Source organism: Salinicola sp. V024, from assembly GCF_052645315.1.
Genome location: NZ_JBQXYB010000014.1, coordinates 35,374 through 54,292, shown reverse-complemented (window position 1 = coordinate 54,292; position 18,919 = coordinate 35,374). Strand labels below are relative to the sequence as shown.

The following is an 18,919-nucleotide window of genomic DNA, read 5'->3' as shown; positions in this document are numbered from 1 at the left end:
CAGTGACGTTTTCGAATCGTTAGAAATAGAGCGGCATGCTCCAGAGTATCTTTCGCATGAAGTGTAGTGAGACCATCCAATCATCGTTTGATTAGCGTTTCCAACGCTGTGTCCAACTCCCTGACAGATTCGACAATTGTCCGTACGGTCGCACGATCGAATTCATGGTCACGCTGCGAGTCGTGAACACCGCTGTTGAGGTAACCCCACTCGATGCTTCCCGCACCGACGCCTAGCAGTTGGTCGAGTGTGGTCACGACATCAGTAGCGCCGTCGTGATGACTTGCGATGCGGCCAATAGCCGACCTCAGCTTGACGCATTTGTTGTTCAGTTCCCACGGCGAGCGTGGTCCTCCGAGCTTGAGCTCGATGCGGCCATCCGCGCGCCGACCTAGCCAGGTCCAGATACGATCGGTGAGGCTCTCCAACGCCGGCCGTGCCTGACGCAGCGCCTCGCGCTTCTCGTCGTATGCCAATGCCTGCTGAGCCAGCAGAACATAATTCTTTGCCGGCGGGTTGCTATCAACACGGAGTTCATGCTCTCCGTAATGCGGCAAGAACTTGTAGCGCTTGATGGCTGTCGCGCGCCGCGCACCCAGTTCCTGCTGAATGCGATGTAAGAACTCCTCGGCGTGGGAGGTCAGAATGACCTGCTTGCCATCCAGCAGACCATCCTCAAAGAAAGTACGCCAGATGCCATCACGGTGCTCATCGTCGATGGCATTGACGACGTCATCGAAGATGACCACGGGGCAACCCTGCGCGATGTTCTTGGCCAGTAGAATCGCCAAGCCCAAGCACTTGATGTGTCCTTCACTGAAGACGATCAGCGCATCATACCTCACGCTCGGTTCGCCAACGAATTCCACTTCGATCTTGCCGTTCTCTGCCACAGGCAGCCACAGCGCATGCAGCAGACCGCCGGGAGGATCACGGCGATTGAATGAGTTGTAAAGATCTCGGGCCTGTTCCCCCAGCCCCTGTAGCAGCATTCCCGGCAGCGCGGCCAGGTAGCTCTGAATCTCTGGCAGAAACCCCTCATAAGCGGTCTTGATCCGCTGGTGGTGCATGACCACCGGCTCTTCTGCCTCAACGGCCTGGATCAGTTCGTGGTTCGCCTCGTCGAACTGAGCAACGGTCTGCTGGGCTGCTGCCAGTTCCTGGTCGGCTGTCGTTCGCATTGTCCGAAGCCGTTCGATCTCTAACCGATGCTGGTCAAGCGTGACTCGCTCTTGGGCCAGCTCTGCGCGCTGATTATGAACTCCGCGGGCATGCGAATCGAAGCGTTCGATGATCTCGGCGATCCGCAGTAGACCGTTCCAAGCATGCCGCTCACCGTCGACCCACGCGTTTAGCCAGTCGCCCGCAGAGGCCGGAGGCAGCTGAGGCAGGCCAGCAGCTTGCAACTCTGCTGAACAAACGTTGGTAGCAGCCGCAACCACGCGCCGCATCTCTTCCCAAAGCGATCGCACTGCCTCGCTTAACTGTACCCGAAGGCTGGCTTCGTGCTGCTGAAGGGCGGCCAGTTGTTCAAGCTGCTCCAGACCTGCGCGCGCTTTGGCGAAAGGGTCTTGCGCCACAGCGGCCAGCCCTGTCCCGCAGGCAGGACACGCCGTAGCTCCATCGGCCAAGGCCAACACCGCCTCATAAAGCTTGGCGTACTGTACTTCACCGGCGCGGGCTGCGAGCTGAACGGACGACTCGTGCCACAGGCCCTGAAGGCGGTAGGCCTCTGCTAGCGGTGCCTGCAGCCGGGCCTGGGTCACTTCGTGGATGGTAGGCGGAACCGCATCAAGCTGATCTTGCACATACGGCAGCCGTCCTTGTTGTTGCGAAGTTCCTAGCAGCCAGTCAACGCAAGCCTGATACGTCGCACCCGGCGACATGCGCTGTGCTAAATCGCGCTCTTGGCCTTCGACTCCTGTGATCTTTTGTTGGTAAGCAGCAATCACCTGTTCGGAATTTGCCAGCAGTAGGCGACGCTGTGCCAGTTGTGACGCTTGGACCCCGACAAGCATCAGGTTTTGATCGAGCGATGGATTGAAGCCACGTACGAATTCGCTGAACTGATCCACACCGAACAAGGTTGCGATGAGTTGCCGCTGATCGCCCGGGGTCCGTGCTGCAATGCGAGCGAAATCGTCGAGGCGGTTTTTTTCGATGAAGCAGAAGCGGTACTCCGACTCGTCCGGCTGCACGACCTCGACTTCTTCTGGTCCCCTAGCCGACAGCATCGGCGTGACATGGCGACGCAGGCGGGCGTTGTTACAGTAGGTGCGCTGGTCCACCCGTTTGACCTGCGCTTCGCTGATGGAGCCGAGCATCGCCACTTCCAGTGCTTCGCAGAAACTGCTCTTGCCGGTACCGTTGGCACCGTAGACTAGGGTGATGTCATGGCTGAGATCGAATGTTTCCTGCCGCATGAACCCGCGAAATGGCCCCACCACAAGCTGGTGCAGGCGTCCGAAAGCTGGTCCGGCTTCAAGCCCGTGAGCATTTTCGTTGTACGTAACAGGCATTTGCGCCAGATGCGCCACGGCCAGCGGCGCGAGGCGCGTTGACCGCCCGCGACGTGCGGCGCCGACCTCGGCAAGTGACTGCAGATGGTTAAGCACCAAGTGCGCGAGCTGGCGCACGTCGTCATGCACTTCTTGCTGCGCCAGGTGTGAGAGGAAGCGGTGGTACTCCGAATAAATGCTTGCCATGCAGTCCTCTCTCAATAGAACGACGCCTTCGATCAGGCGTCGGGCTTGGTCATCGTCGATGGCAGTGGCTTTCGCCCTTTTGGAACTGCTGCTCAGGGTTCAGCAGGTCGAAGCCGGTGTAACCGCTTTCGTCGATTCGAAAGCATTCCACCTACAAGTTCCGTCATGCGGCCGGAAGAATTCATCAGATAAGACAGCTAGAGACGGGCCCAAGGCTGCAAGCTGTTTCTCAGCAGCTTTGCCAATTTGTCGGACGTCCGCTTTGGGCCGAAAGCGGCCTCAGCTGATGCAGATCGTCAGCCCATAGCATCTGATGGCCAACCAGCCCTATATTCTTTGCCGAATATTAAGAATGTAAATAAATGTTTGCTCAAGTGCCAGTCACTTAGACTATCGACTCAGCCAAAGGGCGTGCTTGATATCCAGCGAGGGCAGGGCGGAGCTAGCTGGATTACTGGCTCTTGCAGCTCCTTGTCCAGTCCGGCTATCCTCAAGATGCAAGCCGCTGGTCACTGACGGTCATCAGTGACGCCTTTTGCCTTCGGGCAATTCCCGAAGCCGTTAACGCATCCCGAAAGACGGCGCTCATCTGAGCTGGATGCCACTTCCGAATACTCGGCCTCGCGCCGAACCACCCATCCGGGAAATCACTTTCCCCGGATGGGAATGGTGTATCTCCCGGACCCGATCCACTGGAGCTGCACCATGAATCCTTTCCAAGGCTCTCGAGCCCTGCTGTTCTCCGTTCTGATTCCGCTCATGCTGCCACAGGTCATTCCTGATCCACTCCGATGGATCTGGCTGACGCTGGTCGCCTTGGTGGTGCTAAAGCGCCTTGGCCTCATCAGCTTTGGCTTTGGCTTCGGCAGCGGTGCGGCCGGCAATGAGAATGAAGCGTTAGGTTCCGTCAAGACGGGATCGACCTCTCATCGCCGTGGCGCGACACACGAGGGAGAGATCGTTGCCCATGGCAGCGCGCCCTATCAGTTCGACGAGGCCAACCGCCTCAGCTACTACATCACGCTGCGGCCCGAGCGTGGTGACGACAAGACCGTGTGGGGGATCGATCTCAAGCGCGTGGCGCGAGAGACCCCGCTGGCTGTTGGCGATGCCGTGGCGCTCGAGTTTCTCGGGCGTGAAGCGGTCGTCGTCAAGGAGCCGGTTCGCAATGACCAGGGCAAGGTCGTGGATCACCATCAGGTGAACACGCACCGTCATACCTGGAAGGCACACGTTCTGCCGGCATAAACCAAGCGGTATCCACCCATGGGGAAGTTTCCTTCTCCCTGGGGCGAGGTGCTTCCCCTTTTTTCGTTCTTAAGGAGAAGCCCCCATGAATCGCAACACGCACAACGCCAACGTCCGTATCGATCTCACCGCCAAGGCGCAACGTCTGGGGCTTTGCCCCGATCGTCGCGACGTGATGGTGCAGATGGAGCAGCCCCTCATCAACGAGGTGGTCGCGCTGTTCGAGACGGCAGGCACATCGCATCCGGCTCTTGAGGACCTGCACTGGATCGAACGCCTCGATGCGTTTCTGGCGCAGGCTCGAGACGAGCTGATAAAGGCGCCTGCAGGAAGCCGGTCGCTCGATCTCGACATGCCGGCACCGCATCGCACTGGTGGCTTACTGCTACCGCTGTTCGTCGGTGTCCATGTCGAGCTGGAGCATCAGCTTGGCAAGCAGGCGCTGGTGTTCTCACTGTCCGGACGTGATCGTCTGGCTGCCTGAATACACGCTATTCCACCCATAAGCCCGTTTCGATGGGCTTTTCTCTTCCACCCCGACCGGGATTCGCTCCCGGTGGGGCATCTCGGTCGTCATCATGAGGTTTCGACGATGGCCGACATCTACCAGGCAATCACTGATCGGATTCTGGAAAGTCTTGAGCAGGGGCACTTGCCCGGTATCGGGCAGCCCTGGGATCCGTCCCGCCGAACGCCACTCATACCCTGTAACGCCGTCTCCGGTCGCCAGTACAGCGGCATCAATGTGCCTCTGCTCTGGGACATGGCCGATAAGCGGGGATTTTCACAGGACCGCTGGCTCACCTTTCGCCAAGCGAAAGAGGCCGGGGGCACAGTACGCAAGGGTGAGAAAAGCACTCTCGCGTGCTTCTACAAACCCATGAAGCGCGAGATCGTCGATGACGCCGGCGAACCCGTGCTGGACGAGGAGGGCAATCCTAGGGAGAAGCATTTCGCCATCCTGCGGGGATTCAATCTCTTCAATGTGGACCAGTGTGACGGTCTGCCCGGTGAGATCACGAATCCGCCGGCGACGTCGGTCGAGGGATTCGACAGCGTGGATGCGCTGGACGACTTCATCGACGACTGTGGCATCAAGGTCACGCACTCGCTGGATCGCGAGATCGCAGGGTATTACCCCCGGCAGGACAGGGTATTGATGCCCGCGAAGGAGCGATTCCACGACGGGGATAGCTACTACAGCGTGGCACTGCATGAACTCACCCATGCCACCGGGCACGAATCGCGCCTGGCACGCATTGGGATCACTGACCCCGAGCCGTTCGGTTCCGAACGCTACGCGCTCGAGGAGCTGGTCGCGCAGCTGGGCTCGGCCTTTCTGTGCGGACACTTCGGTATTCGCAACGAGGCATTCGACGCTGCCTACATCGCCAGTTGGATCGGCGTATTGAAGGCGGATAAGAAGGCCATCTTTCGCGCCACCGGCGCGGCACGTCTGGCAGCGGAATTCCTGAAGCAGACGCATCAGGAAAACCGCACGCCGGCATCGACGGATCAACCGCAAGAGGAGAGCGCCAAGGCCACATCGAAGCGCCGACCGCAGGCGGACGATCAGGACATCGAGCTGTTCGGGCACCAATGGCCGCTGGGCGATAGCGTCAAGCTGGATCCCACGGTCGACCGGGGCACCTTCCGTGCCCAGGTCGTTCGCCTGAAGCAGATGGGCTACGCCTTCGATGCCACGTCACAAACCTGGACCTATTCGGCTGCGGCAGCGGCTTGAATCTGACACTCAACCCTCGGGGGCGATGACTGCCCCTCGGGGGTAGCTTGCCCCCATTCTGTTTGATGGAGGCAGCATGTCAACTACAACTCCGCTCTGGCGTCTCGAAGAGGCGCCAGAGCTTTTTCTGGACAGCTACGTCGCCGATGGCGACCACGCGGTCTTTCTGTCCCTATGGGGGCGAGATACCGCCATTCACGAACTGATGGCAAAGCTGACCCTGCCGATCGCCGAAGGCGGCTGGAACGGGATCACGCTGCAGCGGGACGATCAGACGGTCGCCCTGCATCTGGATCGCGATCGCCTGGCGAAGCGGACGACGCGGACCTATCGGCAGACGCGGTTCGGCAGCCTGCTGAACCTCTGGCTGTTCGACCAGCGCTGTCAGGATCCCGATCGGGCCAACCGTCAGTGCTACGCCATCTTCAACGAGCGCGACTCTCGTCAGGACAAGAGCGCGATGCTCTGGTCACGTCTGCGGGATCTCGCCGCGTTTCCACTGCTCGATCACTGGCGACCCATGGTCGTTCAGCTGCTCCTCGAGCACGGTGCGATACGCATGCTCGATCGAACGTCTGAGCGCCTGTCCGGCGTCTGGATCGATCTCTCACTGACCAACGTCCAGGACGCTATTGGTCAGCTCATCCACTCCGGCGATCTCGCCACGCAATGAACCCGGGAGGCCATCATGGCTCTGATGTTTCCGCGACTGGCGCGCAACTTCGCCAAGAACGGCTACTACCCAACCGACGAGGACACGATCGAACGTGTCCTCCAGGCACTGGGCACCTCGCATGACCAGCGGGTGCGCATTCTGGATCCGTGCGCCGGCGAAGGGCACGCGATTCTGGAAAGCGCTCACCGGCTGGGCCGGGAACGAACTGATGCCTATGGCATCGAGTACGATCTCGAGCGCGCGCGCCACATGCAGCGCCTGGTCGATGTCGGCATCCAGTCGGACTTGATGGACACCGTCATCTCGCCGCGCTCGTTCGGCATGATGTTCTTCAACCCACCCTACGGCGATCTCGTCAGCGAAACCGGCGGCAGCAAGGGGTATGCCGGCAAGGGCCGGCAGCGGCTGGAAAAGCTGTTCTACCAGCGCTGTGTCCACCTGCTGCAGTACGGCGGGATCATGGTGATGATCGTGCCGCACTACGTCTTCGACGATGAGCTGTCGAGCTGGGTCAGCCAACACTTCGATCGCGTCACTGCGTTCGAGGCCGCGGTCGATACCTTCAAGCAGGTCGTCATCTTTGGCGTTCGCACGAAGCGCAATGCACTACTGGCCAATGATAGGGCCAAAACGATCAGGAAGATGTTGCAGCAAATCGGGCTGGGAGAGTTCAAGCCCGAGCCGCTGCCATCGATCTGGTGTGATGGTCTTTATGACGTGCCGCCGGCGATCGGCAGCGCGCCACACTGCTACCGCGTGTCGCTGGAACCCGAGCAGCTGGAGCAGGAGATCGATCAGCTGGGCGGGCTATGGCCCGATTTCAACCTCGCGTTCTGGACCGATGGGGTTACACAACGACGTCCGCTGCGCCGGCTTTCGAGCTGGCACCTCGCGCTGTCGCTGGCAGCGGGAGGCATATCGGGCATCGTGACCTCGCGGTCGGGACGTCAACTGGTCGTGAAGGGCGACACCTTCAAGGAGAAGTGCTCGAAGGTCGAGTTCGACGAAGACGCCGATGGCAACATCAGCGAGCGTCGGATTCTGACCGATCGTTTCGTGCCGGCCATCATGGCCTGGGACGTGACGCCGGACTCTCCCGACAAGGGTCGACTGTTCAAGATCACCTCGACGCCGGCGCAGGATGCTCCGGCACAATCTGAATCTACCGACTCGGACGCCGAGACGGCATAACCAAACAAGCTCGCCCCAGGGCGAGCCAACCCCTACGGGCAGAATACCGCCCGTAGGGGCGTGTTCTGTCCGTTTTCTTTGGAGATGGACATGAACATGCCATGCACAGCACCGGATAACGTCATCGCGCTCAACGATTTCATCGATGAGTTCGGCGACGGACTTCTGGATACGCTCAACAACACCTACCCGCCGGTCTACGATGGACGGGCCAACCCTGCTCGCCAGGCGGTGATGGGCGGCCTGGCGCGACAGCCATTCGACGCCCAGGCGGAAGTCGTCCAGGCGATCTGTGCCTTGCTGCTCGATCAGAACGAGCGTGCCGGCGTGATCAACGCCGAGATGGGGACCGGCAAGACCATGATGGCGATCGCCGTCGCCGCCGTGATGGCGACCGAAGGCTATCGTCGATCGTTGATCGTGTCTCCGCCGCACCTGGTCTACAAGTGGCGGCGCGAGATCCTCGAGACGGTGCCCGAAGCTCGGGTATGGGTACTCAACGGACCGGATACGCTGGCGAAGCTGCTCAAACTGCGCGAGCAGTTGGGGCCGCCAGACGATGGCTGGCCGGAGTTCTTCGTGCTGGGTCGCGTGCGGATGCGGATGGGGTTCCATTGGGTACCGGTGGCCACCCCGAAGCGTACCATTGCCGGTCGCCTCGCCGCGTGTCCGGATTGCGGCCGCATGATCCTCGACAACGACAATGAGCCGATTCGGTTCGAGTTGTTTCAGCAGACCGAGCGTCAGCAGTCGTGCGCGGGATGCGGTGGCCAGCTCTGGACACTCATACGACAGCGGCAGCCCGAAGGGGATGCCCGCCATCGTTCGGTGCTCAAGGCGCTGCAGCGCATTCCGACGATCGGCAAGGTGACATCGGAGAAGCTGATCGACCAGTTCGGCGAGGCGTTTCTCTCGTCGATGCTTGCCGACAACGTGCACGAGTTCATCAACCTGATGGACGAGAACGGCGACCTGGTGTTCAACGATCGACAGGCGACGAGAATGGAGCGGGCGATGGCGAATATCGAGTTCGGTTTCGGTGAGGGCGGTTTCCAGCCGAGCGAATTCGTGAAGCGCTACCTGCCCGATCAGTTCTTCGACCTGCTGATCGTCGACGAGGGGCATGAGTACAAGAACGCAGGATCGGCCCAAGGCCAGGCCATGGGAGTTCTGGCAGCGAAGGCACGCAAGACGCTTTTGCTGACCGGCACGCTGATGGGCGGCTACGCCGACGACCTGTTCTATCTGCTCTTCCGGATCCTGACGCCGGTGATGATCGAGGACGGCTACCGTCCCCAGCGTAACTCTCTGGGAGCGGCCTCCATGGCCTTCATGCGCGAGCACGGTGTTCTCAAGGACATCTACTCGGAGCGCGAGGGCGCTGGACACAAGACGGCGAAGGGCCGGAAAACCTCGGTGCGCACGGTGAAAGCACCAGGCTTCGGCCCCAAGGGCATACTGCGCTACGTGTTGCCCTTCACCGTCTTTCTCAAGCTCAAGGACATCGGTGGCGATGTACTGCCACCGTATGACGAGGAGTTCGTGGAAGTCCCGATGTCGTCCGGCCAGGCCAGCGCCTATGAGAGGCTCTCTAGAGAGCTGACACAGGCGTTGAAAGAGGCGCTGGCACGCAAGGACACCACACTGCTGGGCGTGGTGCTCAACGTGTTGCTGGCGTGGCCTGACTGCTGCTTTCGGCCGGAGGCGGTCAAGCACCCGCGCTCGCGGGAGCTGATCAGCTTCGCGAAGTCGATCTTTGACGAGACGTCGACGATGCCCAAGGAGGACGAGCTGGTTGAACTATGCCGGTCGGAGAAGGCCGAGGACCGCAAGGTGCTGGTCTACTCCACCTACACTGGCAAGCGCGACACGACGAGTCGCCTGAAGCGGGTGCTCGAGCAGGCGGGGCTGAAGGCGGCCGTGCTGCGCTCGAGCGTCGATACCAGTCGGCGCGAGGACTGGATCGCGGATCAGGTCGAGAAGGGGATCGATGTACTGATCACCAACCCGGAACTGGTAAAGACCGGCTTGGATCTTCTCGACTTTCCGACGATCGCGTTCATGCAGACGGGCTGGAACGTCTACACGCTGCAGCAGGCGGCGCGGCGTTCCTGGCGTATCGGTCAGCACCGGGCGGTGCGTGTGCTGTTCTTCGGCTACGCCGAGACGTCACAGATCGCCTGTCTGCGGCTGATGGCCAGCAAGATCGCCGTGGCACAGAGCACGTCCGGGGACATCCCCGAGTCTGGGCTGGATTCGCTCAATAGCGATGGCGAGTCGGTCGAGATGGAGCTGGCCCGTCAGTTGGTCGCTTGACGTTCACATTGACCTCAACCCAACCCCTCTTCGGAGGGGTCACGTTGTTGCAATAGCTGCGATTACGAGGTAGCGCAGACCTTTGGCAAATGTGACGATCAAAAGGAAACTCCAAAGAGGTTCACGCATGAAGCCCGCTACTATAGTTAAGGGATCACCAATGACTGGCAGCCAACTTAGCACAAGAATCCATCGTCCATGGCGTAGATAGACAGCTCGGGTCTTATCAAGTTTTTCTTTTTTACATGGGAACCATCGTCTATGGCTATACTGGTCTATGTGGCGACCTATGTACCAATTGATAGCGGAGCCAAGCACATTTCCTAATGTTGCGACCAGTAGCAAAATTGGGGTGAGGTATTTATTTGAAAATAACATGGCCATAAGCACTACCTCTGATTGCATTGGCAGTAGTGTTGCTGCCCCCAAAGCCGTAAAAAAAAGGCCGAGATAGCTGGTTATTTCAAATATAATAGTTGCTCCATATGTCGTCTTGGAAAAGCCGGTGCTGTATCATAAATAATTTGTGTTGTTTTCTCTAAGGGCAGGTTGTTTTTTCAATAATGTAAGCCGGGCATTTTTAATGCCAGACCCTTCTGGAGCCTGGCGAAAATGCTTTTGACTTTTTAGACGCTATTTGATGCCCATGTGGATATTGTAACGATTGTCAGAATCGTTAACGCTACCAAGAGACGATCCTTTTATATCCAAGTAATAGGTTCCGGGGTCCACACTTTCATTGAGTGTGAAGTGCCCTTTGCTGTCAGAATCTTTAGCAAGAAGTTGGCCAGAAGGCGAGTACAAAGAGGCTTCTATGGCCATCGTCCGATTTGATTCGCTCGCAAGATGTTCACTGCTCAAATACAGTTGTCCTGTTCTGGCGACGGGAATCTGATAGCGGACTGGGCTACCTCCCAGTTGCTGAGAAGATGAGACGCCCTCTTTGAGTATTTTGCCTTCGGCTTCTTCGTGTCCCGGTGCAGCAAAAACCGGAGCGGTAGCGGCTACCGCAATTGCTAGGATCAACACTTTGATTCTGCTTTTCATGATATACTCCTAAATGATTGGTGCAGTACAAGTGTGTGCGATGAGCCTGAAAAAAAGCTGAATCATTATCTTGTTTTTCACTCCGCTGTTGCTTGGTGATTAAATAATATTGTTATGCGGAGGCTACATTTATCCTTTGATTTCGAGCTTTATTAGCCACCAGTTGACCGGATATGAGATGATAAAACCAAAAGCCATGGCGACTTGTATCATAAACCAAAATTCAATTGTATTAATCCGCAATGGATGGCCCAAGACTGAAGGAAAGAGGTAAAAATGGGCGAAGGCCATGAACCCATACACCCCCACTTGCCAAAAAGTTAGGGGCAAAAAGTCAGCTTTTATCGCTTGGATGATACCATTGCCAAATGAAGAGTTACGCGTCTTTTGGATAGTGAGGTATTGAAATGATATCGCTAGCAAAAAAGCTAAGAAATAACTCAATATCCATACTGAAAATATTTCCTTATCAAATAGTGTTTGCCAGCCTAACCAAATGGAAATCGATGGAAAAAGTGATATCAAGGCTATGGCAGCTATATCGCCGAGCACGCAGCCACTGCCACATTGCAAGGTCCCTTTTGCCACCTTGAGAGGGAAGGAGGTATAACGATCATATGAAGGTTTGTCGTTATTTGCTATTGTCCTTAGAGGAGCTTTTCGCGCTGCTAAAGGATCATTTTTTCGGTAGAGAACAATAGTTAATAAATGACCTAAAAACGAGAAGGTTTGCCAGATATGATTCATGAGGCTGATATTGCGTGGGTACCTTCGCACGACCATGATGATATAGATAACGCACAAAATACCTAGTGCAACAGAAAGCCAGGAAAGAGCCGTAGGCCAGTGTGGTATCATGTGTACTACCTTTTAGTGCTTAAATTCCTAGCTGCTGCCTGTTGAGCCCAAAAGACTTAATTGAGTAAGCAGGCTCGTTATTGCCATCGGCATGCGAATTGGCGTCCATAAATTATCAGTATCGTTATCTGGTTCTCGATAGGGGCTAAGTATTGCTTTTGCACTATTGCATGCTTGAATTTACATTTGTCTATTTGTGTTGCCTTGAATACTTGGGTGCGTCCTAGGTGTTCATAAATAGGACCATGAGTACGATAAGCAAGAAGCAAGGATAAGAGTAAGCTTGCTGCATCTGTTCTGCGTAAGGAAGCCATCTTCTATTTTGGCATCTTTGTGCTCCAATAATGCCTTGTTCTTACGTCCGAAGAAAGAGCTACAATGCTCACTTATTAACATTCGATAAAATATGGTTTTGTTGGTTGATGTCGATGCCACCCCTGGTTTTTTCTGGGCTCATAAGATATCTCTTGGTGATCGATGACGTGGGTCGAAACTGACGCGCCGTTATCGAAAATATACACAAGTTGAATGAAAGCCATCGGATTCATGTCGTACAGCCTATTCTCAGCCTAGATGATGAAGTTTAGCCTTGTCGGCGGCCAGCCATGCGGGCAAGAATCCCGTCACGCCGTATTAGCCCGTGCCAAAGAAGTGCCATGCCAGCATGAACAACAATCAGCGTCAGCAGGGTCCAACCAAGCCAGACATGCCACTGGCGAGCTATCATCATGCGACCGCTTTCGGGGCTGCTGCCATCGAATAGAGGTATGCCAAATGGCGTGAATGGCTGGCCGCCGAGCCATGTCATGTAGAGCCCGAGAGCCGGTATTCCCAGCATAAGCAGATAGAGCAGCAGATGAGACATTACGGCTGTGCGCGCCAGTCCACCGGTATGAGTCGGGCGGTGGGGTAGGCTGATTAGAGCCCAAAGCGCTCGAGCCATAATCAGCCCCATCAGTAGCGTTCCTAGTGGCCGATGAGTCGAAAGCCAAGCCTGTATCCATTGCGAGTGCCCCCATAATACCTTGGCCGTCATACCGCCCAGTTGCCATAGCAACAGAGCACCAATACCCCAGTGTAGCCAGCGGCTGATTCGACCGTAGTAAGCAGGTGTATCCCTCCATGGAAAAGATGACATCGTGATCCTCCCTTAATGTATAACTTTGGACTTTTAGTACCAGGCGCGCAGACCCATTACCAAGGCAGTTGTTGACTCATCATCATCGTAATTACGTTCGTAGCTAACCCCCACGTATGGGCTTAGCTCCCTCATCAGGTCGTAGCGCAGACGAAGACCGATCTCACTACTGTTAAAACCGCGCTCAATGTCGTACTCGGGAACATCCTGGAAAGATGCTGAGAGCTCCAGTCGTGGTTGCAGGATCAATCGCTGAGTGAGTAGCATCTCGTATTCGAACTCGGCGCTTGCACTGACATCACCTTCGTCACTGAGATATAGCGCAGTATCGGTTTCCAGCAGCAGCGGCACCAAACCCTGGAAGCCCACGACCGCGAAGCGTCGGTCGGGATCAGGGTTGAAGCTCTGGCGTACGCCGGCCTGCAAGTTCCAGAAAGGTGAGACCAGGCGACTATAGAGTAGCTGTAGATCACTACTCTCGGGGCTTCCACCGTTGATTGGTCCCTCTCCCTCGCTTTTCCACCAGAATCGGTTGATATCGTTACCGATCCAGCCCTGGGCGTCCCATAGCCAGGCATTGGGCGCGCCGTTGCTATCTCGGTATTCGAATCGGTCGATCAGTATTTGGCTGAATACCGCGTCGTCATGTACCGGTTCGTTCCATTCGGTGGGAGAGCCGCTACGAGCATTCAGGGGCTCTTCGGGAACGACATCGTCTACATTGGCACGACCGTGATGGTCGCCGAAGGCGACGGAGGGCAGCCAGAGAGCTGCGATCAAAAATGCACCACAGTGAATGAGTTTGTTGTTAAACATTATCGAATGCCTCCGCCGGGGCTACCCGTACCACCCGGAACATCCCGGCATCCATGTGGTATAGCAGATGGCAGTGGAACGCCCAGCGTCCTGGTTCATCGGCAGTGAACAACAGCGAAGCACGTGAGGCGGGTAGTACGCTGAGGGTGTGCTTGAATGGGAGATAATCTCCCTGGCCGTTTTCCAGTTCCATGAACATGCCATGTAAGTGGATGGGGTGTTCCATCATGGTGTCATTGACCAGGATCAGACGAATGCGCTCACCCAGCACGATGTCGATCGGCGTGGATTCGGAGTATGTCAGGCCATCGAACGACCACATGTAGCGATCCATATTGCCGGTCAGGTGTAACTCGATGTTCCGCGAGGGCGCCCGCCGGTCGCGCATTGGTTTGACGTTGCGCAGCTGCGTGTAAGTGAGTACACGATGGTCGACAGCCTCTAGCCCGGTACCTGGCTCATCGAGGCGGTCGCGTTGCACCTCGGCGACGTTGAAGTTGCCGGGCCCATGGCCGCCGGGCTCATGGCGCGCCACGACCGGCCCGGGATCGCCTGCACCCATGCCCGCCATCCCGGCCATGGCTCCGCGTCCGCCGTCTTGGTTCATACTCGACATGGTGCTGTGATTCATGCCCGACATGGCACCATCGTTCATGCCACCCATGGCGCCGTGTCCATCGCCGTGGCCCATACCCGACGTGATGCCATTGTGCATGCCGCCCATGGCACCGGACTCTTCCTTGCCGTGGTCCATATCGGTCATGGCATCGGCGGACATGCCGCCCATGGCCCCGTGCGTCATGTCCATGCCCATATCCACCATCGTGCGCTGGGGTGGTTCTCTCAGCGCCGGTATCGCCGCGCGCATTCCGCCGCGAGGCGCCAAAGTGCCCAGGGCGTAGCCGCTGCGATCCATCGACTCCGCCATCAGCGTATAGGCGATGCTGGCTTGGGGTTCGACAATGACGTCGAGAGTTTCCGCCACGCCAATCTGAAACTCGTCGGTCTCTACCGGCTCCACTTCCTGGCCGTCAGCACCGACTACCGTCATCGGCAGGCCGGGAATGCGAAAGTTGAAGTAGGTCATGGCCGAGGCATTGATGACACGCAGGCGTACGCGTTCCCCGGGCTGGAATAGTCCTTCCCACCCCGTCACTGGATGGCGTCCATTCATCAGGTAGGTGTAGGTGGAGCCGGTCACATCGGCGATGTCGTTGGGGCTCATGCGCATGTTATTCCATGCGAGCCGGTCACGAAGCGTCGACATCCAGCCATCCTTCTCCACGGCCTCGAGAAAATCGCCTGCCGTGCGTTCGTTGTAGTTGTAATAGTCGCTCTGACTTTTCAGCCGTGCCATTACCCGATGCGGATCTTCAAAGGTCCAGTCGTTGAGCATGATCACGTATTCGCGATCGGCCTGTATCCGATGGGGTGTTGCGGGATGAACGACAAGCGGCCCGGTCAGACCGATCTGCTCCTGCATACCGGAGTGACTGTGATACCAATAAGTCCCACTCTGGCGCACGGGAAATGCGGCTTCAAAACTTTCGCCCGGGGCGATGCCGGGAAAGGAAACGCCTGGTACACCGTCCATTTCAAACGGCAGCATCAAACCGTGCCAGTGAATAGAGGTATCCTGATCGAGGTGGTTGTGAATGCGCAGGCGCGCTCCTTGCCCCTCCCACAGTTCGATGAGCGGCGCGGGGATCGAACGATTGATGGTGATGCCGCTGCCGTGGCCACCGGCGATGGCGACCCGTTCGCGGCGTACGTCGAAATCCAGCGAGACTGGGCGGGGCGGGCCGCCTGCGACCTGCGCCGCGATTCCGCTCCGGGGGGAAAGCGTTTCTCCCCGCGCATAGCTTGGTAACAGTGACTCCAGCCCTGCCAGCGCGCCAGTTCCGGCTAACGCGACCAGAAGACGGCGACGATCATTATCGATCGAACGATGTTTCATGAGTTTCTTTCCTGGAGTTCTAGTGACGTGCCTGAAGTGCTTGTGACGCGTGGCCAAGGCTCAAGAATTCGAATTTAACGTGACCGTCCCTTTCATCCCGGCTTCGTAGTGGCCTGGCAAGAAGCAAGCGTATTCAATGGCGTCGCCTTGCTGGGGCGCGGTCCAAGTCAATGTCTCGGTCTCGCCCGGCGCTATCGTGATGGCAGCACTCTGACGGCTCATCTCGTTTTGGTTCATCATGCCGTCGTGATGATTGTCCGCCATGGCATTGCTGTCGGTAGCACCGTGGTGATCACCACCCTGCTGCATCATGTCACGGTGCATCTGCTGCATACCGCTACTGCCGATAGCAAATTCGTGAGGAATCATGGAAACGTTTTCGACACGAAAACGTACCGTCGTGCCTGGCGCGATCTGCAGTTCATCGGCATCAAACCACATGCTCCCAGCCTGGATATCGATCGTTCGATCAGGTTCGGGGTCAATTGTTTTCCCCTGGTCATGGCCGGTGTCGGCCATTGCAGAGGTGGTGACGGCAGCAAAGGTGAAAAGCAAAAACAAAAATTTCATAAAAGCTCCACGGAAAGAGAGGGGCGACACGTTTGTCCGATTGCCCGAGGAAGACGAAATACGAAAGGGCCAGATGTTGCGGTCGGAAGTATCACCCGGCCGATGTCGGCAATGTCATGAACAGTTGGGTTTCATCATTACCGAATTGATGCACGGTCAGTGCCTGAACCTGATCGCCGGGCATACCTGGGGTCCCAGCGGGCATGCCGGGCAGCGATATACCTTTCACGTCCGGACGTTCGGTGAAGAGCCGGCTGAGCGCCACGCCGGGTACATGGCCCTCGACGATGTAGCCGCCCATCTCCAGGGTATGGCAGCTTCCGAGTCCATATGGAACTCCGAGACGCGCTTTGGTATCACTGAGACTCGTTGTTTCTATTACTTCGACTTCAACGCCACGCTCCTCCAAATATTCCCCATAAGCTGCACAACAACCGCAGGAAGGGCTTTTATAAAGTATGGCTTTATCGGGCAGCGCGGCGTTTGCGAACTGAGCACTCAGCGTGAGTGTTGCGGATAACAGCAGTGTGATAGTCCTACGTGGCATGGCAGATATCCTGAGGGCTGTTGAATTCCTATCGCCAGTAGACGCCGGTAATCTGAAATAACGCTGAAAGGAAAATGCTACTGAGAGGAGATATTTTCAGGGTGTTCCGCGAGGGACAAAAGTTATCTCGACCCTCAGTCCACCCAGGCTGGATCGGTCATAGGTTACGTGGCCGGCGTAGCGCGCGGCTAGCTGCGCTAAAATGGAGAGCCCGAGACCGTGCCCTCGATACTGTTCATCGAGCCTCATACCTCGCTGGCCGAGCTGCCCAAGCATGTCGTTAGGCACCCCCGGTCCGTCATCCTCTATTCGCAGGCGGCATGGCGCGGCGAGCAAAGTCAGCTCGACTCTCTGTCGCGCCCACTTTCCCGCGTTATCGAGCACGATGCCCAGCAATTCCATCCCGTCTTGACGCTCCAGTGGCATCCTAAAGTCGGTGATAGATGTGTCATCGAGAATAAAAAATCGATTGGGATATAGAGTTTGAAACATTTCCAGCATGGAGGTGATCTCTTTCATCCCCGTGTGTTGCTGGCCAGTAGATTGACCGACGATACGTGACTGTCGTAGCTCACTTTCCAGTTTTTCGTCGATATCATTGAGCCGTTCGAGCATACGCATGCGGCGTTTCTCATCCATGGCCCGCTTCGAACGCAGAGCCTGCATGACCGCGGTGAGCGGGGTTCTGATAGCATGAGAGAGGTTAGCAAGTGACTCTCGCGAGCGTTGCTGACGCCGTTCATGCTCATCGAGAAGCGTGTTCAGCTGGGCTATTGGCGCTTCTAACTCGGAGACGGTCTTGATTTGAAGGCGACGGCGCTCGCCGCGTTGAAGCTCGATGAGTTGTCGCGACAACTGACTGAAAGGACGCAGGGCACGGTTAACCGCAAATAGGTTAAGTAATATCAGCAACAGCAGTAATGCCACTGCCACTGCGCCGATCCACCAGTGCAGCCGTGTCAACCCCTGTTCGATACCGGTGAAATCCTCTCCCACAATCAGTGTGGCCGATTCGCCGCCGAGAAAGAATCGAGTCCGCCATAGGAGCAAGCGATGATTACGCCAGTTTATTAATTCGGCGCCTTCACCCGACTCTTCAATCGGTAATGACTTGAGCGCATCGTGGGTACTGAAAACGCGTCCATTCATATGCAATTGATAGAAGTGGTGAAAAGTTTCGGCGGGATTGGCATCGGGGGGCAACGACAATGCCTTCAGGCCGTCGGTGCGCAGACGACCAATGACCAACGCAGATTCCTGCTTCAAGCGATCAGCGAGAAAGTTATGTGCCAATCGGTCTAATAGAAGTCCGTGTAGTATCCAGGTGCTGCCCACCACTATTAGGGCTGCTACGCCTAACCCCCCGAGTAAGCGTAGTCGCAGACTTCGCGAATTAGGCCGTAACAAGCATGTACCCCTGGCCGCGGCGGGTTACAATTCGTTCGCGACCAAGCCGAGAGCGTAATCTACCGATATAGACCTCGACTAGATTGGGCTCGGCAGCGTCTTGCTCAAGAGCATAAAGTTGATCTAGCAAATGCCTCTTGGAGTGGATGCGGTCGGGGTTGCGCATCAAATAGCGTAATAACCGGAATTCGGTAGAGGTCAAAGTCTGCCATTCTTGGTGCATCAAACTGAACTGTTGCCGCGCCTCATCGAGACGAATGTCGTTGACCTCCAATAATGAGGAGAAGGTATTTGCTTGCCTTCGTAATAGCGCTTGTAGTCGGGCTAGCAGTTCCTCCTCATGATAAGGCTTGGTCATATAATCATCGGCGCCTATGCGAAGACCCTCCACTTTATCGACCCAGCTATCTCTAGCAGTCAAAATCAGTATTGGCACCGACCATTGCGCCTGCCTCCAATTAGCGAGAAGATTCAATCCGGCACCATCAGGTAGGCCGAGATCGAGAATCACCAGCGCATACACCTCCGTAGTTGATAGAGCCATCGCCGTTCTCATGGTGAGGGCTATGTCGGTGCGGTATCCAGCGTCATCGAGAAGTTCGGCTAGGCTTTCCGCCAGTAGTTCGTCATCTTCAATCAGTAAAATTTTCATATTTGCAGGGGTTTGCTTTAGCTTTCGGAGCTTTACCTTTCAGAATA

The 18,919-nt window shown here is 56.7% G+C and carries 17 protein-coding genes; 6 read left to right on the top strand and 11 right to left on the bottom strand.

The annotated features are described in order from the left end of the window. Positions 1 to 80 precede the first annotated feature (80 nt). Positions 81 to 2,705 (bottom strand): AAA family ATPase, encoded by a 2,625-nt coding sequence (locus ACUN9V_RS16850; protein WP_445512241.1) that lies wholly within the window; start codon positions 2,703 to 2,705, stop codon positions 81 to 83. A gap of 705 nt (positions 2,706 to 3,410) precedes the next feature. Here ACUN9V_RS16850 and ACUN9V_RS16845 point away from each other — a divergent pair. The 6 genes from ACUN9V_RS16845 to ACUN9V_RS16820 all read left to right on the top strand — a co-directional run bounded on the left by ACUN9V_RS16845 (position 3,411) and on the right by ACUN9V_RS16820 (position 9,880). Then, on the top strand, positions 3,411 to 3,953 hold the full coding sequence (locus ACUN9V_RS16845; RefSeq protein WP_445512240.1) for a hypothetical protein: 543 nt from the start codon (positions 3,411 to 3,413) through the stop codon (positions 3,951 to 3,953). 85 nt (positions 3,954 to 4,038) lie between these two features. Beyond that, on the top strand, positions 4,039 to 4,437 hold the full coding sequence (locus tag ACUN9V_RS16840; RefSeq protein ID WP_445512239.1) for a hypothetical protein: 399 nt from the start codon (positions 4,039 to 4,041) through the stop codon (positions 4,435 to 4,437). Between the two features lie 108 nt (positions 4,438 to 4,545). Then, positions 4,546 to 5,697, top strand: coding sequence for a DUF3275 family protein (locus ACUN9V_RS16835; protein ID WP_445512238.1), 1,152 nt, complete (start codon positions 4,546 to 4,548; stop codon positions 5,695 to 5,697). 76 nt (positions 5,698 to 5,773) lie between these two features. Further along, positions 5,774 to 6,370 (top strand): hypothetical protein, encoded by a 597-nt coding sequence (locus tag ACUN9V_RS16830; protein ID WP_445512237.1) that lies wholly within the window; start codon positions 5,774 to 5,776, stop codon positions 6,368 to 6,370. 15 nt (positions 6,371 to 6,385) lie between these two features. Continuing rightward, complete coding sequence (locus ACUN9V_RS16825) at positions 6,386 to 7,564, top strand: DUF6094 domain-containing protein (RefSeq protein ID WP_445512236.1); 1,179 nt, start codon at positions 6,386 to 6,388, stop codon at positions 7,562 to 7,564. 90 nt (positions 7,565 to 7,654) lie between these two features. Further along, complete coding sequence (locus ACUN9V_RS16820) at positions 7,655 to 9,880, top strand: SNF2-related protein (RefSeq protein ID WP_445512235.1); 2,226 nt, start codon at positions 7,655 to 7,657, stop codon at positions 9,878 to 9,880. Between the two features lie 39 nt (positions 9,881 to 9,919). On the opposite strand, the gene ACUN9V_RS16815 is transcribed toward ACUN9V_RS16820, so the two are convergent. The 10 genes from ACUN9V_RS16815 to ACUN9V_RS16770 form a co-directional block, all read right to left on the bottom strand. Beyond that, positions 9,920 to 10,264 (bottom strand): YqaA family protein, encoded by a 345-nt coding sequence (locus ACUN9V_RS16815; RefSeq protein ID WP_445512234.1) that lies wholly within the window; start codon positions 10,262 to 10,264, stop codon positions 9,920 to 9,922. Between the two features lie 249 nt (positions 10,265 to 10,513). Beyond that, positions 10,514 to 10,927 (bottom strand): hypothetical protein, encoded by a 414-nt coding sequence (locus ACUN9V_RS16810; protein ID WP_445512233.1) that lies wholly within the window; start codon positions 10,925 to 10,927, stop codon positions 10,514 to 10,516. Between the two features lie 129 nt (positions 10,928 to 11,056). Next, positions 11,057 to 11,785 (bottom strand): DUF4396 domain-containing protein, encoded by a 729-nt coding sequence (locus tag ACUN9V_RS16805; RefSeq protein ID WP_445512232.1) that lies wholly within the window; start codon positions 11,783 to 11,785, stop codon positions 11,057 to 11,059. Positions 11,786 to 12,368: 583 nt separating this feature from the next. Continuing rightward, positions 12,369 to 12,923 carry a cytochrome b gene (locus tag ACUN9V_RS16800; protein WP_445512231.1) on the bottom strand — a complete coding sequence of 185 codons (555 nt, stop codon included), beginning with the start codon at positions 12,921 to 12,923 and terminating at the stop codon, positions 12,369 to 12,371. Between the two features lie 33 nt (positions 12,924 to 12,956). Beyond that, positions 12,957 to 13,739 carry a copper resistance protein B gene (locus ACUN9V_RS16795; RefSeq protein WP_445512230.1) on the bottom strand — a complete coding sequence of 261 codons (783 nt, stop codon included), beginning with the start codon at positions 13,737 to 13,739 and terminating at the stop codon, positions 12,957 to 12,959. Continuing rightward, the gene (locus ACUN9V_RS16790; protein ID WP_445512229.1) at positions 13,732 to 15,696 is read right to left on the bottom strand and encodes a copper resistance system multicopper oxidase; all 1,965 of its coding nucleotides are present in this window, start codon (positions 15,694 to 15,696) and stop codon (positions 13,732 to 13,734) included. Before ACUN9V_RS16790 ends, ACUN9V_RS16795 begins: the two co-directional genes overlap by 8 nt. 60 nt (positions 15,697 to 15,756) lie before the next feature. After that, positions 15,757 to 16,266 (bottom strand): cupredoxin domain-containing protein, encoded by a 510-nt coding sequence (locus ACUN9V_RS16785; RefSeq protein ID WP_445512228.1) that lies wholly within the window; start codon positions 16,264 to 16,266, stop codon positions 15,757 to 15,759. A gap of 91 nt (positions 16,267 to 16,357) precedes the next feature. Next, entirely contained in the window at positions 16,358 to 16,813 is a 456-nt protein-coding gene (locus ACUN9V_RS16780) for a DUF411 domain-containing protein (protein WP_445512227.1), read from the bottom strand. 96 nt (positions 16,814 to 16,909) lie between these two features. Continuing rightward, positions 16,910 to 18,061 (bottom strand): ATP-binding protein, encoded by a 1,152-nt coding sequence (locus ACUN9V_RS16775; protein ID WP_445512226.1) that lies wholly within the window; start codon positions 18,059 to 18,061, stop codon positions 16,910 to 16,912. 145 nt (positions 18,062 to 18,206) lie between these two features. After that, positions 18,207 to 18,872 (bottom strand): response regulator, encoded by a 666-nt coding sequence (locus ACUN9V_RS16770; protein ID WP_445512225.1) that lies wholly within the window; start codon positions 18,870 to 18,872, stop codon positions 18,207 to 18,209. Between the last annotated feature and the right edge of the window lie 47 nt (positions 18,873 to 18,919).

What these genes read in the sequence shown, in the direction of transcription:
- ACUN9V_RS16850 (WP_445512241.1), bottom strand. Translation starts at nt 2,705, where the DNA reads ATGGCAAGCATTTATTCGGAGTACCACCGCTTCCTCTCACACCTGGCG.
- ACUN9V_RS16845 (WP_445512240.1), top strand. Translation starts at nt 3,411, where the DNA reads ATGAATCCTTTCCAAGGCTCTCGAGCCCTGCTGTTCTCCGTTCTGATT.
- ACUN9V_RS16840 (WP_445512239.1), top strand. Translation starts at nt 4,039, where the DNA reads ATGAATCGCAACACGCACAACGCCAACGTCCGTATCGATCTCACCGCC.
- ACUN9V_RS16835 (WP_445512238.1), top strand. Translation starts at nt 4,546, where the DNA reads ATGGCCGACATCTACCAGGCAATCACTGATCGGATTCTGGAAAGTCTT.
- ACUN9V_RS16830 (WP_445512237.1), top strand. Translation starts at nt 5,774, where the DNA reads ATGTCAACTACAACTCCGCTCTGGCGTCTCGAAGAGGCGCCAGAGCTT.
- ACUN9V_RS16825 (WP_445512236.1), top strand. Translation starts at nt 6,386, where the DNA reads ATGGCTCTGATGTTTCCGCGACTGGCGCGCAACTTCGCCAAGAACGGC.
- ACUN9V_RS16820 (WP_445512235.1), top strand. Translation starts at nt 7,655, where the DNA reads ATGAACATGCCATGCACAGCACCGGATAACGTCATCGCGCTCAACGAT.
- ACUN9V_RS16815 (WP_445512234.1), bottom strand. Translation starts at nt 10,264, where the DNA reads ATGGCCATGTTATTTTCAAATAAATACCTCACCCCAATTTTGCTACTG.
- ACUN9V_RS16810 (WP_445512233.1), bottom strand. Translation starts at nt 10,927, where the DNA reads ATGAAAAGCAGAATCAAAGTGTTGATCCTAGCAATTGCGGTAGCCGCT.
- ACUN9V_RS16805 (WP_445512232.1), bottom strand. Translation starts at nt 11,785, where the DNA reads ATGATACCACACTGGCCTACGGCTCTTTCCTGGCTTTCTGTTGCACTA.
- ACUN9V_RS16800 (WP_445512231.1), bottom strand. Translation starts at nt 12,923, where the DNA reads ATGTCATCTTTTCCATGGAGGGATACACCTGCTTACTACGGTCGAATC.
- ACUN9V_RS16795 (WP_445512230.1), bottom strand. Translation starts at nt 13,739, where the DNA reads ATGTTTAACAACAAACTCATTCACTGTGGTGCATTTTTGATCGCAGCT.
- ACUN9V_RS16790 (WP_445512229.1), bottom strand. Translation starts at nt 15,696, where the DNA reads ATGAAACATCGTTCGATCGATAATGATCGTCGCCGTCTTCTGGTCGCG.
- ACUN9V_RS16785 (WP_445512228.1), bottom strand. Translation starts at nt 16,266, where the DNA reads ATGAAATTTTTGTTTTTGCTTTTCACCTTTGCTGCCGTCACCACCTCT.
- ACUN9V_RS16780 (WP_445512227.1), bottom strand. Translation starts at nt 16,813, where the DNA reads ATGCCACGTAGGACTATCACACTGCTGTTATCCGCAACACTCACGCTG.
- ACUN9V_RS16770 (WP_445512225.1), bottom strand. Translation starts at nt 18,872, where the DNA reads ATGAAAATTTTACTGATTGAAGATGACGAACTACTGGCGGAAAGCCTA.